This window comes from Nitratidesulfovibrio sp. SRB-5 (assembly GCF_019931275.1).
Classification (GTDB): domain Bacteria; phylum Desulfobacterota; class Desulfovibrionia; order Desulfovibrionales; family Desulfovibrionaceae; genus Cupidesulfovibrio.
Genome location: NZ_JAIOTY010000002.1, coordinates 570,439 through 586,385, shown reverse-complemented (window position 1 = coordinate 586,385; position 15,947 = coordinate 570,439). Strand labels below are relative to the sequence as shown.

Genomic DNA, 15,947 nt, shown 5'->3' with positions numbered 1-15,947 from the left:
GCCAACGAACGAAAATCCTAATTTGGAAATGGTGCCGCGCTGGGCACCGTGCCTGGCCAGAAGAATGCACAACACCCCGGCGGGAGCCATCCCGCCGGGGTGTTTCTGTTTTGGTGACCGTTGCAGCGACCAGCCTGTCCCCCCCCGAAAGAGAGAGGGAGACAGAAGCAGGTTCGCCTCAGTATCCCTTGTGCTTCTTCACCGATTTGACCATCTTGCCGAAGGCCTTGTCCTTTCTGCGCCGGTCGAGTTGCGACATTTCGCTGAACGCGGCCTCTTTGCGCAGTTTCAGGTAGTTCCGGTAATGCGTGGCGGACAGTTCTCCACGGTCCACGGCGGCCCGCACGGCGCAGCCCGCCTCGTGTTCGTGGCGGCAGTCGGCATAGCGGCACTCGCCCGCCAGCAGGGCGATATCCGCAAACCCTGCGTCCACGCCGTCCGCTGCGGCCACGGTGCCCACCTCGCGCATGCCCGGCGTGTCCACGACCAGCGCCCCGCCATCCAGCATGGTGAGTTGGCGGCGGGTGGTGGTGTGGGTGCCTTCGCCAGTGGCGCTGACAGCACGTGTGGCCCGGTCGGCACGTGTTGCCCGGTCAGCGCGTGTTGCCCGGTCAGCGCGCGTGGCAAGCGCCTGCCCATCCAGAACCCCGGCCCCTGCCTGTCCGTTCGTCAGTTGGTTGAGCAGGGTCGTCTTGCCCACGCCCGACGAACCGAGCAGGCAATAAGTCCTGCCCGGCGCAAGCGCCTGGCGCAACACATCCAGCCCGGCCCCGGTCACGCTGCTGAGCGCGATCACCCGCGCGGGCGTGACGGCGGCCACCACCGCCACCAGGTTGCCGAGGTCTTCCGGGGTGACGAGGTCCGTCTTGGTCAGCACCACCACGGGCTCCACGCCCCCGTCCGCCAGCATGACCAGATAGCGTTCCAGCCTGCCGGGGTTGAAGTCGTAGTGGCACGATTGCACGATGAACGCCGTGTCGATGTTGGCCGCGATCATCTGCACCCCGCAGCCGTCGCCCGCCGCCTTGCGCCGCAGCACGGTCCGGCGCGGGAACACCCGATGGATGATGCCCGCCGTTGCGTCGCTGTGCCACTGCGCCGTCACCCAGTCACCCACGCACGGCAGGTCGGCGGGGCTGTCCGTATGGTAGGCAAGCCTGCCCGACAGTTCCGCCGGCACCTCGCCCCCTTCGCCCTGAATGCGGTACGCCCCCCGGTCCACCGCGCAGACCCGGGCAACGTCGCAGCCTTCCATGGCCATTTCCGCCGCATGCGCGGCAAACCACGGGTCGAAACCCCATGATTGCAGCGTGATGCCATTCCTCATGCCATACTTCATGCCATGCTTCATGCCATGCTTCCTGAAGGACCGGGCACATGTCCCGGCCCCTTCGATTGTCGTTGTTGCCGCCATGTCTATTCCGCGAAGGCCGGGTGGGCGATGATGTCACCCTGCGGCAGCCGGTCGCCGAAACGCACGGCCAGCACGTACTGGTCGGGCACGCCGGGATAGTGCAGGCCCGGCACGCAGACGAAGCCGAGGCGGGTGTAGTAGCCGGGGTCGCCCACCAGCACCACGCCCAGGGCACCGGCGTCGCGCATGCGGCGCAGCGCCTCGCGGATCAGGGCGGAGCCGATGCCCCTGCCCTGCATGGGGGGCAGCACGCCCACCGGCCCCAGCAGGTACCAGCCAGCGCGGTCCGAACGTATCGGGTCCGCCCCCACCACGACGGGCGAAAGGGCCACGTGGCCCACCAGAGCGCCGTCCACCTCTGCCAGCAGGGACAGGGTCAGGTCGCCGCTGGCGCGCAGCAGTCCGGGTATCAGGTGCTCGGTGGGTTCGGCACCGGGGGCGTGCATGGGGTGGCCCTTGAAGGCCATGTATTCGATGTGGATGATCGCCCGGCGGTCCTGTTCGTTGCCGGGGCGTTCGTCTCTGATGTGCATTGCGTTACTCCTGATGTACGGCGCGCGACATGACGGCGAGGACCGGGCAGGCAGCCCGGCGGCGCACGACCGCCATGCGGCGCGCATGGCGAATGATCGGCCTGGAAACGTCAGAAGGATGGTTGCGGGACGAAAGCAAAGACCACCATCCGACGACATCGGACGGGATCAGCAGGGCGGGATGGGCGGAGCCGGGTGACGGCCCCGTGCGGGCAGCGCCCCTTCAGACGAGGGGCGGCATGCCGTCGCGCCTACCGGGTGCGGCTTTCACCTGCAACCGGTGCGACATTCTCTGGTGCGAATCGCTGCAAAAAAACCTCGGCGCGTGCGCCTGCAAGCAGAAAGACGTGTGCCGGACGGGCCTCGCCGCTGCCACTGGGGCAGCGGGCGGGGCAATACGCCGGGTGTCCGATGCGGACGGGCTGAGCATAGTACGAAATTTCGTGGCGGCAAAGCCCCCGCCGGGATGGGATGTACGCCTGCGGACGGTCAGCGGACGGTCAGCGGACGGCCTGCCAGGGCTCCCCCACGGCATCATGCGCTTCAATAAAAACCAGAATTACAGCATATTACCTGCAAAGAATAAAAAGTGCGCACCCCTCGCGCATTTCCCGTTGACAACCGGGGGCCTGACGGATAGATACACAACCTCGTTGTTGGGCTGTCGTTCAATTGGCAGGACGGCGGATTCTGGCTCCGCTAATCTAGGTTCGAGTCCTAGCAGCCCAGCCAACATGCGTTCCCATCGTCTAGCCGGCCTAGGACAACGGCCTTTCACGCCGTCGACGGGGGTTCAAATCCCCCTGGGAACGCCACCACGCCATCAAAGGGGTCACGGTTCACCGTGACCCCTTTCGCGTATATGCGACGCGCAGCCGCGCGAAAACGCGGGTTCGCCCGCAGCCCCACCACGCCCGCACCCAGCGCGACATGCCGGAACCCGCCTCTTCCACTCCCCCCGGCCGCCCGCGCACAAGCAGGAGGCCCCATGGACATCGCCGCCTTTTTCGCCGCCGAAGTAAAGCCCGCGCTGGGCTGCACCGAGCCGGGGGCCGTGGCCCTTGCCGCCGCCACCGCCGCGCGCCATCTGCCCGCCCCGCCGGAGCGTATCCACCTGCGCCTTTCGGCCAACATCTACAAGAACGGCCAGTCCGTGGGCATTCCCGGCGCGCAGGGCCTGCGCGGCAACATGCTAGCCTCTGCGCTGGGAGCCCTTGCGGGCGATGCCGACATGGGCCTGCAAGCGCTGGCCGCCGTCACCGCCGACGATGTGGCCGCAGCCCGAGCCCTGACCGAGCGCGGCGCCGTGACGCAGGAAATCGTGCAGGACGTGCCCACCGTGTACGCCGAGGCGGAACTGTACCGCCCCGGCCATCTGGTGGTGGCCGTGGTGGCCGGGCGGCACGACCGGGTGGCCGAGGTGCGCCACAACGGGCAGGTGGTCTACCGGGCGGAAGACGCCCTTGGCGGCGACAGCCTGCCCCCGTACATGGCCGACCTGCAACGGGCCGCCTTTGACGACCTGTGGAACTGGGCCGACGGAATCGACGCCAACCTTGCCCGCGACCTGCTGCGCGGCGCGGAGATGAATCTGGCCGTGGCCGAACAGGGGCTGGCCAATCCGTGGGGGCTGGCCGTGGGGCACACCCTGGGAATGGCGCTGCGTGGCGGCGATTGCCGGAACGCCAGCTCTTCCGACGCCCGCGCGCCCGGCTCCTGTGCTCCTGACGCCTGCGGGCCGGACATCAGCGCCCGCGTGAAGGCCACCACGGCTGCCGCCGCCGACGTGCGCATGGCCGGGGCCAACCAGCCGGTCATGAGCAGCGCCGGTTCCGGCAACCACGGGCTTACCGCCATCATTCCTCCCGCGCTGGCCGCGCGCGCTTGGGGCCGCAGCGACGCGGAACTGGCCCGCGCGCTGGCCCTGTCGCACCTGGTCACCGGCGCGGTAAAGGCCCGCACGGGCCGCCTTACCCCGCTGTGCGGCTGCGCCGTGGCCGCCGGGGCGGGTGCCGCCGCCGCGCTGGTGCGCCTTGCGGACGGCACGCCCGCGCAGGCCGAGCAGGCCGTGGCGCTGGTGTTCTCGTCGGTCATGGGCATGATCTGCGACGGGGCCAAGGGCGGCTGCGCGCTGAAGGTGGGCACCGCCGCGGCAGAAGCCTGGAGCGCCGCGCAACTGGCCCTGCACGGGCCGGGCATGACCGGGGCCGAGGGCATCGTTTCGCCCGATTTCCGCGCCTCGTTGCGTTCGCTGGGCGAAGTGTCCAGCCTGGGTTTCGCCGCCGTGGACGTCGCCATCATCCGCCTGCTGGAGCGCGGCGTGCAGTAGGCGTTGCGTTACCGGCTTTCCTTCCTGCCAAACGAGAGACGGGCCGCGTCGTGCTGACGCGGCCCGTTCCTTTTAGTCCGGACACAGTTCCGACACGGCGCTTCAGACAGGTGACGGCAACGGACGGCGCTACCTGTCGGACAGGGCCAGCCCCGCCCCGCTGCCGATGAAGGCGACCCCCACGGTGCGGTTGTACCAGCGCGCGGCGCGGGTGGTGGCCAGCAGCGCGGCAATGCGCGCCCCGGCCACTGCGTAGAGCATCATGCCCAGAAAGGCGATGACGGCCAGGTCCGCCACCAGCAGGGCGCTGCGGGCCAGGGTGTCGCCGGGCGCCAGAAATTGCGGGAACAGCGCGGTAAAGAACACGATGGCCTTGGGATTTCCCGCCGCCACGAAGAACGCCTGCCCGAACAGCTTGCGCGCGCCCGGCCCCCCGGGGACATAGGATGCGCCCGTGTCGCCCGTGTCGCCCGCGTCGGCCTTATCTGCCGCTCCTTCGGTTCCGGCAGCCCCCGCCGTCGCCGCCGCATTCAGGGGCACTGCCGGGGCGCGCAGCATGCACACCCCCACGTACACCAGATAGGCCGCGCCCGCGTAGCGCACCACCCGGAACAGGTCTTCCGACGCGGCCAGCACCACGCCCAGGCCGGCCACCGCCACCAGCGCCTGCAACACCGAAGCCACGGTATTGCCCAGTGCCGACGCCAGCGCGCGCCGCACGCCGTAGCGCACCCCGTGCGTCAGGGCCAGCAGCATGCTGGGGCCGGGGGTGATGGTGGCCACCAGCACCGTCAGCGTATACACGACAAGGAAATTCCACGAGATGGACATGACGGAACGCTCCTGCGGCGAAACAGCAAAACGGGGGTAAGGATGGCCGCCTGGCGGCAACGCGGCGGGCAGGGCCGCCCCATGCGTCTCCGCTGGCTTATCGTGTATCCTGTAGCGTGGCACGATGCGCACGGCAAGCATCTCTCGCGTCAGTGTCCCTGCCGGATGGATGCCCCGTCTTGCCCGCAACCGTCCCTGCCTTCCCTGCCTGCTTGGGTCTGCCACACCTGCTCCGGCCTTGTTCCCGTTCATTCCGGCGTGTCCCGGCCCGCCCCGGCCCGGCCTATCTGCCCTTATCACGGTTACAGACACCCCCTTCTCCCCCCACCGCACAACGACGAAGGGCGCCCCCGATGGGCGCCCCTCTGCCAGTTCAGGTTGTCGTGTCCCTGTGAAGGAGATCCAAGGCGAAACCATGTCTGCAATGCGCCGCGCGGGCGGTGATTCGGGCTGCGGGCCCCCGGAAAGGAACCAGCCTGCCGGAATATCCCGGACGGGCCTTCCCGGCCCGGCGGACGCGCCGTGGGAAATCGATCCGGCGCGCGCCGCATGCCGCCCGCGCGGCACGTCAAGTCGTCAGTAACCAGGTCGCCGGGTCCGCATGAAGCGAGCCAGCATGCTTTCTGCTCCGGCGGGGACCATCCGGCCCCCGCCTTTCCTTCCTTTGCCGCCGCCCTACTGGGCCGCGGAAACCAGCTTCTTCTGGCCGTCCCACACCTTGTCTGCCTTGGGCAGCGTGGGCAGGTACTTGAACCACTGGTGCGTCTTCATGTGCTCGGGATCCTGCTGCAACTTGCGGCTGTGGGTCAGGATGGGCGGCACGATCTTGCGGATGTCGCCCGCCAGATCCTTGGAGATGGCGAAGCCGGTGGCCTCGCTGGCCAGGTCCACCGCCTGCTGGCTGTACTGCTGCGAAGAGGCCAGCGTATCCAGCGCCTTGGCCGGGTTGTGGAAGCCCACGCTGTTTTCGGCAGACACGTAATCCCAGAAGAACTGGCCCTTGCGCACCATGTCGCGCGCCTGGATCATCAGTTCGTCATAGTTGGCGGGCTTGGCGCCCTGGAATTCCGAGGCCAGGCGGACGGCCTCGTGCGCCTTCACCGACAGGTCCTGGGCCTTCAGCAGCTGGTCGAAGGTCTTCTGCTGGCTGAACAGCACGCGCGAGCGCAGGTAGTCGGGGCTCTTGTCCGAATGGCACTGGCGGCAGGCGCGCATGTCCGGGTCCTTCAGGGGCGAGGTCCACCAGTGGCCCGAGATCTTCTTCTTGTCATCGGTGCGGGTGTAGCCCATGTGGCAATCGGCGCACGATACGCCCGCCGCGCCGTGCACGCCGTTCTGCCACATTTCGTATTCGGGGTGCTGGGCCTTGATCATGGGCGTCTTGGACACGGGGTGCACCCAGTCCACGAAGTTGCCCTCAAAGCCCTTCATCTGCGAATTGCCCGCCGTCTTGTAGTAGGTATACATCTGCTGCGGGTCGTAGCCGTCGGCCCAGGGGAACACGGGCTTCTTGGCGACGCCCTTTTCCTTGTCCTGGAAGTAGTATTCCACGTGGCACTGGCCGCAGACCAGCGACCGCTTGTCGTTGCGCGAAAGCTTGTCCCAGTCCTTGCCCTGCGCCTTCAGCTGGTCCTTCAGGGGTTCGCTGTACAGGCGCAATTCCATGGTCTGCGGATCGTGGCAGTTGGCGCAGCCGATGGTCTCGTCCTTCATGTCGATCTTGTCGCGGAACTCGTTGACGTCCTTGGCCCAGAAGTCGTCGCCGTACTGCTTCACCCAGCCCATCATCTTGGGGGTCTTGCAGTTCCAGCAGGTGGCGGGCAGGCCGCCCTTTTCCGCATAGGTGTTGATGCGGTCGATGTGCAGGAAGTCTTCCAGCGCCTTGGTGTGGCCGCGCGCGTTGCGGTACTCGTAGCTGAACGGATAGCCCAGCCACAGGTTCTTCAGGTACGGCTGGGCGTGCTTGTAGCCTTCGGGCAGCGGGTTGACGTTGTCGTTCTTGTTGAACGGCACCGAACCGTTGAATTCGGTCATCACGGTGCTTTCGTCGTTACGCTGGTAGCTTGCGTACTGCTGGGGAAATTCCGCCTTGAAGGCGCTGCTGCGGGTTTCTTCCGCCGCGATCTTGGTCTTGAACACCGGGGTCTTCAGTTCCGCAACGTCGGAACAGCCCGCAAGAGCGAAGGGGACAAGCGAGACGGCAAGCAGCAGGGCCCCCCTGCGGACCATGCCGCGCACCGTGCGCAGCGACAGCGTGTTGTTCATCAGGTTATCCATCGGCGACCTTCCTTGTGCTGATCGGCGTCATGCGCATGTGCTGGACATTGCGGTGGCAGTCCACGCAATAGGGCTTGGAATCCATGCTGGCCACCTGCTTGTTGGTCATGGTGTGGCATGCCTTGCAGTTGGCGTTGACCACGTCCTTGGTGGACTGGCCCGAATGGATCACGTCGTCCGGCCTGCCCAACGTGTTCATGTACACGTCCTTGGCCCCCGCCACCGCCTTGAAGGGCAGCTTTGCAGCCAGGTTTTGCGGAGCGTGGCACTCGTTGCAGGCCAGGTTGGCGTGGGTGGACGCCTTGTGCGTCAACGCCGCCTCCTGCATGATGTGACAGCTCGCGCAGAACGGACGCCGGTCCGTGACCTTCATGCCGAAGCCCGCCCCCGCCGCCAGCACGACCCCAAGGGCCGCCCCGACGACGATGAGCCGCAGCCCCGTACGTCCGTTGCGAGGTGCTTCCTCTGACATTTCCGCCTCCTTGCTGTGGAGGGCGCCCGCCCCGCCCGCGTGCGGCCGGGAGTTCGCGCCTCCGGGTGCATCCGTGCCCGCGCCCGTTCAGCCCGACGGGTGCGCACGGCACTTGGTGACGTACAGTCTTCAAGACCCGTGCCGTTGCGTGAAATTCTGCACACCCCTTCGTTCAAAAATAATTTCAATGTGTTGCTCATGGCAGCACAAAGGACGCACGGCGAGGCAGGCCTTGTCTTTGTCATATTTACATGACAAACAGACAGAAAAACCTGACAGAGCCAGCCTTTTCTGATTTTCCTGACTCCACACAGGGGGACACCCCATGACGCAACACCAGACCCAGCCCCCGGCGCGCCCGACCGATGAAACGCCCGGCGTCACCCCGGGACGCGCGGCAAGAAGCCTGCGCTCCCGGCTGCGCCGCAAGCGCCCGGCCCTGCACTGGAACATCCAGACCTTCATCGTGCCTGCCGTGCTGGTGGCCGTATGGGGGGTGCTGCTGCTGGCCCTGTACCAGTGGAACGCCCGCACCGAGGCGGCCCACGTGCGCGAACTGGCGCTGTTGCAAGCCCGGGCGTTCTTTTCGCAGATCGTCTCCACAAGGGCCTGGAACGCGGCCCACGGTGGAGTGTTCGTGCGGACCAGCGAACTGGGGCGGCCCAACCCCTGGCTGCCGCCCGACCAGCGCACCCTGCTGGCGGCGGACGGCACCCTGCTCACCCGCATGAACCCGGCCTACATGACCCGCCAGATCTCGGAATTTCTCACCACCAGCCAGGGGGTCAGCTTTCGCATCACCGGCCTGCACCCCCTGCGGCAGGAAAACGAAGCCGATGCGTGGGAAAACGAATCGTTGCAGGCCTTCAGCAAGGGCGCGCGAGAAACCTTCACCCTGACCCTGCCCCCGGACGGCGAGCAGCCCCGCGCGGCGGAAAGAACCGCCAGCAGCGGCGACACCCGGCACGGCCCCAGCTTCCGCTACATGGCCCCGCTGATGGCCGACCAGTCGTGCCTGGGCTGCCATCGCACCGCCGACGACACCGTGGGCGGCCTGCGCGGAGGCATCAGCGTATCCATAGCGGCGACGCCCCTGCTGGCGCTGGAGCGCCAGCGCCTGGACCAGACGGCGCTGGCCTACGCCATCATCGGAGTGGTGGGGTTGCTGGGCATTGGCGGGGCGTCGTTGCAGGTCAGCCGCAAAAAGGCCCTGGCCGAGGCGGCCAACCGCATGAAAAGCGCCTTCCTGGCAAACATGAGCCACGACATGCGCACCCCGCTCACCGGCATCATCGGCATGGCGGAACTGCTGTCCGGCTTCCAGCCGGGCGGGGTGGGCGCCCCCTCCGGTGCCGCATCCGTCGCGCATGCCCCTGCCGAAGCATCCACAGATATTGATGCACAGCAGGCGGAACACGGTGCCCGCTACAACGAATATCTGGGGCAATTGCGCTGCGCCGCCGCGAACCTTCTGGAAATCGTCAACGACATCACGGACTTTTCCTGCCTGGAATCGGGGAGGATGCGCCTTGCGCCGCGCACTTTCCGGCTGCGCCCCTCGCTGGATGCTTGCCTGGGGGTGTTCCGCTTCGCGGGCGAGCGCAAGGGGCTCTCCCTGTCCCTGCACGTGGCGGAAAACGTGCCCGAGGCGCTGGTGGGCGACGACTTCCGGCTGCGCCAGGCCCTTGGCAACCTCATCGGCAACGCGGTGAAGTTCACCCGCCAGGGGGGCATCGCCGTGGTGGTGAATCTGGTGCCGGAACAGGTGCCGCACATGACCCCGGCGGCAGCGACAGACAGCCTCCACCGGCCGGGGGCCGGAACCGCCCCGCGCGAGGTGCTGCTGCGCTTTGCCGTGGTGGATACCGGCGTGGGCATTCCGGCGGAGCAGCAGGAATCGATCTTCGAAAGCTTCGTGCAGGGCGAGGCGGCCAGTTCGCTGTGCCTTGGCGGCACGGGCCTTGGCCTTGCCATCTCGCGCGAGATTGCCCGCATGCTGGACGGCGACATTGGCGTATCCAGCACGCCGGGCACGGGCAGCGAATTCTGGTTCACCGCCCGGTTCACCCTGGCGGGCCCGCCCCCCGACGGGGACACGAAAGGAGACGCTGACGCGCATGGCGACGACGCCAGCGCGCCGGGCACGGGACTGGCCGCATGGGTGGGCACCTTCGGTGGCCGCAGCGCCTGCCCGGCCCCGCCCATGACCGGGGAAACCGGTCGCGCCGCGGAAACCGGACCGGCCGGGGGCACATCCGCCCCGTTGCGGCTGCTGGTGGCCGACGACAACCCGGTGAACCGGCTGTTCATGCAGGACGTGCTGCGCGGGGCCGGGCACCAGGTGGCCGTGGCAACGGACGGCGTGCAGGCCCTGCGCCTGCTGGAGGAACTGCGGCCCGACCTGGCCCTGCTGGACGTGCGCATGCCCGGCTGCGACGGCACCGAGGTGGTACGCCGCCTGCGCGCCGGGCTTGTGCCGGGGGTTGCGCCCGACATGCCGGTGCTGGCCGTCACCGCCTCGGCGGTGGGCCGCGAAAGCGCCGCCCTGCTTGGCGCGGGCATGACCGGCTGCGTGTGCAAGCCGCTGACCGCCGCCATGCTGCTTTCCGCCGTGGCCGATGCCGCCACCGGGGGCACCCCGCTGGAATGCCCCGGCACGGGCGGCTACGCCGACGACATGCACCACTGGAGCGACGGGGAGGGGCCGACCACTTCCCGCACGGGGATGCCGCCCGCCGAATCCCGCGGCCAGACGCTGCCCGGCGGCCCCGCCGCGCACGACCGTTCCGCCGCCCCCGACGCTGCTGATGGTCCCGGCGCACCTCACGCAACTGGCGCGCCCCAACTACCCGGCATACCCGGCGCCCCAAATGCCACAGACGCCCCGGACATCGCAGACGTCACAGCTGCCGCAGCGGCCCCCGGCGCCTCCGACGTGATGGACGAGGCCGCCGCGCTGGACGCGCTGGGCGGCAACCGCCCCCTGTTCGTGAAACTGTGCCGGGCCTTTCTGGACGAGGTGGATGCCCGGCGCGACGCGTTGACCGCCGCCGTGCGTGAGGGACGACGCCAGGACGCCCTGCGCGAGGCGCATGCCCTGCGCAACTCGGCGGGCATGCTGCGCCTTTCGGCCCTGCATGGCCTGTGCGACGAACTGGAGCAGGCGGCGGGCCGCCCCGCCACTGCGCCCGGCGCCCAACTGCCCGATATACTGAACCGGTTGCTACCGCTGCTTGAGGCTGGTGTGGCCCGCGTGCGCATCGTCACCACCGATCCCGACGCGACCGGCTCGACTGGCGCAACCGGCGCGGCTGGCTCAACTGGTGCAACCGACACCGCAACGCCGGGAACCTCCCCGGTGAAGGAGACGCATCGCTGATGGCCTGCATACTCGTGGTGGACGACGAGGCCATGGTCCGCACCATGCTGGCCGAGGTGGCCGTGGGCATGGGGCACCAGGCCCTCACCGCCGCCACCCTGAACGAGGGGCTGCGCCTTGCCGCCACCGGTGCGCCCGACGTGGTCTACCTGGACGTGCTGCTGCCCGACGGCAACGGCCTGGCCCACGTCACCACCTTCGGCCGCCTGCCATGCGCCCCGGAGGTCATCGTGGTGACCGGCTTCGGCGATGCGGACGGCGCCGAAACCGCCCTGCGCCACGGGGTGTGGGAATACCTGCAAAAGCCCCTGCGCGTGCAGGACATCACCCTTTCGCTGTCCCGCGTGCTGGCCTATCGCGGTGGCAGGGCACGGCGCGGGCTTGGCGGCGGGGGCAACGGTGCGATGGGCGGCACATCGCAGCCAGGCCAGGCCGACAATGGACCGGAAGCGCCCACCGTTGCCGCGCCTTCTTTCGCCTTGCCCCCCGCCCCGCTGTGGCGCGAGGGCATCGTGGGCAACAGCCCGGCCCTCGATGCCGCGCTGGAACTGATGGGCGAGGCGGCGGCCAGTTCGGTCAACGTGCTGGTGCTGGGTGAAACCGGCACCGGCAAGGAACTGTTCGCCCGCGCCGTGCACCGCAACAGCGCACGGGCTGCGGGGCCGTTCGTCACCCTGGACTGTGCGTCGCTGACCGAAAACCTGGTTGAAAGCCAGCTCTTCGGCCACGTGCGCGGGGCCTTCACCGGCGCGGACCGCAGCCGTGACGGACTGTTGCGCCTGGCCCACGGGGGCACGCTGTTTCTGGACGAAATCGGCGACCTGCCCCTGTCCATCCAGGGGGCCTTCCTGCGGGCGCTGGAACTGCGGCGTTTTCGCCCGGTGGGCGCCAGCAGGGAGGTGGAGAGCGACTTCCGACTGGTGGCGGCCACCAACAAGGACCTGCACGAAATGGTGCGGCTGGACATGTTCCGCAGCGACCTGCTGTACCGGCTGCGCGGCCTGACCATCACCCTGCCCCCGCTGCGCGAGCGCACGGAAGACCTGCCGGAACTGTGCGCCTGGGCCGTGGACCGGTTCTGCCAGCGGCACGACCTCCCCCCCAAGTTTCCCGCCGAGGATTTTCTGGAAACCGTGGCCAGCTACCCGTGGCCGGGCAACGTGCGTGAACTGGTGCACGCCGTGGAGCGCGCCTGCGCCGCCGCACGCGACGAAACCACCCTGTACGCGCGGCAGTTGCCCACGGAAATCCGGGTACGGGTGGCCCGCGACAGAATGGACGGACACACGGCAGGATTGGCCGGGCTGGCGGGAACGGCGGGTCCGGCAGGCCCGGCGGTCCCGGCGGGGTTGGCGGGGTCGGCGGGGTCGGTTGGCTTGGCGTCCATCCCTGCCACGACCAGGCAGACCGGACAGACCGGGCAGGCCGGGCATGCTGGTCAAGCAGGACAGGCAGGCCAAGGAGCCCATGGTGGTCATGGGGCCCCTGGGGCCCATGGAGATTGGCCAGGCATGGCCGGGCCGGTGTCCCCGCCTCCCTCCCCGGCCACGACAGCGCGGGGGGGGGCGGCCTTCATGGCGGGCAGAGCCTCCGATGCCGTGCCCGCATGGCCGCCACACGCCAACGGGGCGGACTCCCTAGCGAAATGGGCAGGCGCGCACGCAGCCACCCCGCAGTGGCTTTCCGGAGTACGGGGCTTGGCCGGAGTGCGGGATATGGCCGGAGCGCGGGACATGGGCGCTCAGGGGGCTGCGGTCGAAGCGGGAGCCGTGCGGGGACAGACGGGCATCGACCTGCCGGGTTCCGCGCCGGACGGCGTCCCCCCCACCCTGCGCACCCACAAGGCCGACGCGGAGCGCGCCTACCTGGCCCGCATGCTGGCCCACTGTCGCGGCGACATTCGCGAGGCGGCTCGACTGGCCGATGTTTCGCGCGGGCACTTTTACGAACTGCTCAAGAAGCACGGCCTCGGAAAACCTGACTGACCTCCAAAGGCCCCCACGCAGCCGATCGCTTGGTGGACGGCCAACCGGGCCGACAGACCACGTGCGACCGCCCCCTCCGCCGGACACGCCCGCCGCGCCGAGCCCGCCATCCGGGAACGGTGCGGCTTTTCACGTTTTTTTTCAGCCCCCCACACTCATCTCGGCAACGACAAGCCCCCTTTCCGGCGCGGAGCGGGCAACCGGAAAGGGGGCAATACGGAGCCTGCCACGAGTGGGGGGAACCCGTGACGATCATACGTTACGACAAATTTCGTCATGCATCCATTATTTTACATTTTTTTCATAACATAATTCCTGCTACGGAAGCATCGCAAAATCGCCGCAGACACTCTCGAACAGCACTACGGGCAGGGAACTTGAAATGAATATTCCGCTCATGAACACATTTCAGCATGCCGAAAATCACTCCACCTATCCGTACGGCAGGAGCACCCACGCTCCATAGCCTTACCCATACCGACCTTCGGCGCATCCGCGCCACCGGCTTGTTCCCCATGTCGTTCGGGCCCACTTCCTCCCGACTAAACGACAAACTTTCTTCCAAAAACCTTCACGCCTTGCAACTAACCCTATTGCGCACGGCGCCCAAAACAATGTAATGTTGCATGTAGTATCACCGCTAAAGCAGAAAGTACGGGTTTGCCCGTGCCGTGTCTCAGGAATCAATACACGCTCTCCGATCCGCGTGTACGGGGGGGGGCCAACGAGGAGGACTGTCATGAAGGAAAGGAAATCACAAAAACGGCGCTGGCTCGCGTTCTGCGCGCTGGCCGCCGTACTGGGGCTTGCGATCGGGGTTCCGGCGCAGGCGCAGGAAGTGACGCTGAAGGACTCGGTCGTCAACACCCTTGAAACGCATCCTCGCCTCAAGGCCTTCCAGGAAAACCGCCAGGCCGCCGAACACGACGTTGACCGCGCGCGTGCCGGCTGGTTTCCGCGCCTTGACGTGCGCGGCGGCGTGGGCGTGGAACAGTACAACGACACCGTAACCCGTGGCAGCGGCAACGAAAACGACTGGTACGACCGCAGCGAAGGCTCGGTAACCCTCAGCCAGACCATCTGGGACGGCCTTGCCACCGCCAGCCGCGTGGACATCAACAAGAACAAGCTGGGCTCGGTGGACAACCGCCTCATCGACAATGCCGAAGCCCTTGGCCTGGATGCCGTGCTCGCGCACATCGAAGTGCTGCGCCAGCGCGAAATCGTCCGCCTGTCCGCCATCAACGTGCAACAGCACGAATCCATCCTGGGTTCGCAGCAGGAACGTTCGCGCATGGGCGCGGCCAGCGTTTCCGACGTGACCCAGACCCAGGGCCGTTTGGCCCGCGCCCAGTCGACCCTGACTGAATCGCGTTCTGCCTTGCAGGTGGCCGAAGCCGCCTACCTGCGCCTGACCGGCAAGATCGTGCCCGAGGCCCTGGGCCCGGCGGAAGCGCCCACGGCCACCCCGCCCAGCGCCGACGCCGCCCTGGCCGACAGCCAGTCCAGCAACCCCAAGGTGCAGGCGCTGATTTCCGACGTGCGCACCTCGGAAGCGGAAATCGACCTGGCCAAGTCCGGCTACCACCCCGTGATCTACGCGGAAGTGGGCCCCACCTACCGCGACCAGGTGGAAAGCAGCCGTACTTATGAATGGGGTACCGCCGCCATGCTGCGCATGAGCTGGAACCTGTTCAACGGCGGCGCCGACGTGGCCGCCGTGAAGGGCGCATCCGCCCGTTCGCGCCAGAGCCGCCAGGAACTGCAGAACCAGATCGACGAACTGGGCCGCGAAACCCGCGCCACCTGGACCCAGATGCTGTCCGCCCGCGAACAGCAGCGCTACTTCCTGTCTGCCATCGACTACAACGTGCAGACCCGCGACGCGTACATGCAGCAGTTTCTGGTGGGCCAGCGCAGCCTGCTGGACGTGCTGGACGCCGAAAACGAACTGTACAGCTCGTCCATTCAGGAAGTTACCTCGCGCATGAATGATGCTGGCGCCCAGTACCGCCTGCTGGCCCTTGGCGGCAAGCTGCTGGAAAGCCTGGGCATCGACCGCGACGCCCTGCGCAAGAACACCGAGCAATAGCCGCTCCCGCAGAGAACGGCATACCCGAAGGGGCCGGTCCGAAGGACCGGCCCCTTTTTGCATGGGCAAAGACGGGAGCAGGAAACGGGACCGCCACGGGCGGGGGCTGGCTTCACGCAGGCCGTTAGCGTGCCGGGCCGCTCCCCCTGCCGGACGGCGAACCGAGCAACACCGCCGTGGGCCTGACTGCGCTTAGACATTGCCACCACCACGCCGTATTACCCGCAGAGCTTCATGGCACTGGCCATGAAGGACACCACGCGCTGACCGGACAGAAAGACCCAGAAGAAATTCGGGCGCACGGCGTGCGGGCTGAAGCGCGGGAGGTGACCGGCTGCCTCGCGGATGTCGAGCATTGGGTTTCCCGGACCATGGACGACCTGAACGTCTGGGTACGGAATGAACCGGCATGCAGACATGTGGGGCACGTCATGCGCGCGGCATGGGAAGCTGGGTTGCATGCGTTGGCGCTGCGCCCCGGCCAGAATGCAGCCGCCCCGCCTGCCTGAACACGACGGCAGCCTTTTCTGGTACGGTGACGGAAGGTGCTAAAATACCAGATATCATCTCAACATGCGCCTGCTGCAAAAGTGAAAAGCAGAGCCAACACCGCGCCAACTGGGCGGCTACTGAAA

10 protein-coding genes and 2 tRNA genes are annotated in these 15,947 nt (G+C 67.7%); 6 read left to right on the top strand and 6 right to left on the bottom strand.

The genetic code is table 11. The features are described from left to right. Positions 1-178 precede the first annotated feature (178 nt). Positions 179-1,351 (bottom strand): GTPase RsgA, encoded by a 1,173-nt coding sequence (gene rsgA, locus K6142_RS09965; RefSeq protein WP_223290452.1) that lies wholly within the window; start codon positions 1,349-1,351, stop codon positions 179-181. Between the two features lie 65 nt (positions 1,352-1,416). After that, a complete protein-coding gene (locus tag K6142_RS09960) occupies positions 1,417-1,947 on the bottom strand; it encodes a GNAT family N-acetyltransferase (RefSeq protein WP_190245806.1) in 531 nt (176 codons plus the stop codon). Between the two features lie 657 nt (positions 1,948-2,604). On the opposite strand from K6142_RS09960, the gene K6142_RS09955 reads away from it, so the two are divergent. The 3 genes from K6142_RS09955 (at position 2,605) to K6142_RS09945 (ending at position 4,276) form a co-directional block, all read left to right on the top strand. Beyond that, a tRNA-Gln gene (locus K6142_RS09955) sits at positions 2,605-2,679 on the top strand. A gap of 6 nt (positions 2,680-2,685) precedes the next feature. Further along, positions 2,686-2,762 (top strand) — tRNA-Glu (locus K6142_RS09950). Positions 2,763-2,935: 173 nt separating this feature from the next. Further along, a complete protein-coding gene (locus tag K6142_RS09945; protein WP_223380824.1) occupies positions 2,936-4,276 on the top strand; it encodes a serine dehydratase subunit alpha family protein in 1,341 nt (446 codons plus the stop codon). 129 nt (positions 4,277-4,405) lie between these two features. On the opposite strand, the gene K6142_RS09940 is transcribed toward K6142_RS09945, so the two are convergent. From K6142_RS09940 to K6142_RS09930, 3 genes are all read right to left on the bottom strand, one after another. Further along, positions 4,406-5,107, bottom strand: a complete 702-nt coding sequence (locus tag K6142_RS09940) for a LysE family translocator (protein WP_190245395.1) — start codon at positions 5,105-5,107, stop codon at positions 4,406-4,408. A gap of 675 nt (positions 5,108-5,782) precedes the next feature. Beyond that, positions 5,783-7,372 carry an ammonia-forming cytochrome c nitrite reductase subunit c552 gene (locus K6142_RS09935; protein ID WP_190245396.1) on the bottom strand — a complete coding sequence of 530 codons (1,590 nt, stop codon included), beginning with the start codon at positions 7,370-7,372 and terminating at the stop codon, positions 5,783-5,785. 4 nt (positions 7,373-7,376) lie between these two features. Beyond that, positions 7,377-7,856: a cytochrome c3 family protein gene (locus K6142_RS09930; protein WP_012612620.1), complete on the bottom strand. Its 480-nt coding sequence runs from the start codon at positions 7,854-7,856 to the stop codon at positions 7,377-7,379. Positions 7,857-8,181: 325 nt separating this feature from the next. Here K6142_RS09930 and K6142_RS09925 point away from each other — a divergent pair, with 325 nt between their 5' ends. The 3 genes from K6142_RS09925 (at position 8,182) to K6142_RS09915 (ending at position 15,312) form a co-directional block, all read left to right on the top strand. After that, on the top strand, positions 8,182-11,235 hold the full coding sequence (locus K6142_RS09925) for a response regulator (RefSeq protein ID WP_190245397.1): 3,054 nt from the start codon (positions 8,182-8,184) through the stop codon (positions 11,233-11,235). After that, positions 11,235-13,220, top strand: a complete 1,986-nt coding sequence (locus tag K6142_RS16720) for a sigma 54-interacting transcriptional regulator (protein ID WP_190245398.1) — start codon at positions 11,235-11,237, stop codon at positions 13,218-13,220. The genes K6142_RS09925 and K6142_RS16720 overlap by 1 nt, the downstream gene beginning before the upstream one ends. A gap of 739 nt (positions 13,221-13,959) precedes the next feature. Further along, positions 13,960-15,312, top strand: coding sequence for a TolC family outer membrane protein (locus K6142_RS09915; RefSeq protein WP_190245399.1), 1,353 nt, complete (start codon positions 13,960-13,962; stop codon positions 15,310-15,312). Positions 15,313-15,530: 218 nt separating this feature from the next. On the opposite strand, the gene K6142_RS09910 is transcribed toward K6142_RS09915, so the two are convergent. After that, on the bottom strand, positions 15,531-15,668 hold the full coding sequence (locus tag K6142_RS09910; RefSeq protein WP_190245400.1) for a hypothetical protein: 138 nt from the start codon (positions 15,666-15,668) through the stop codon (positions 15,531-15,533). Between the last annotated feature and the right edge of the window lie 279 nt (positions 15,669-15,947).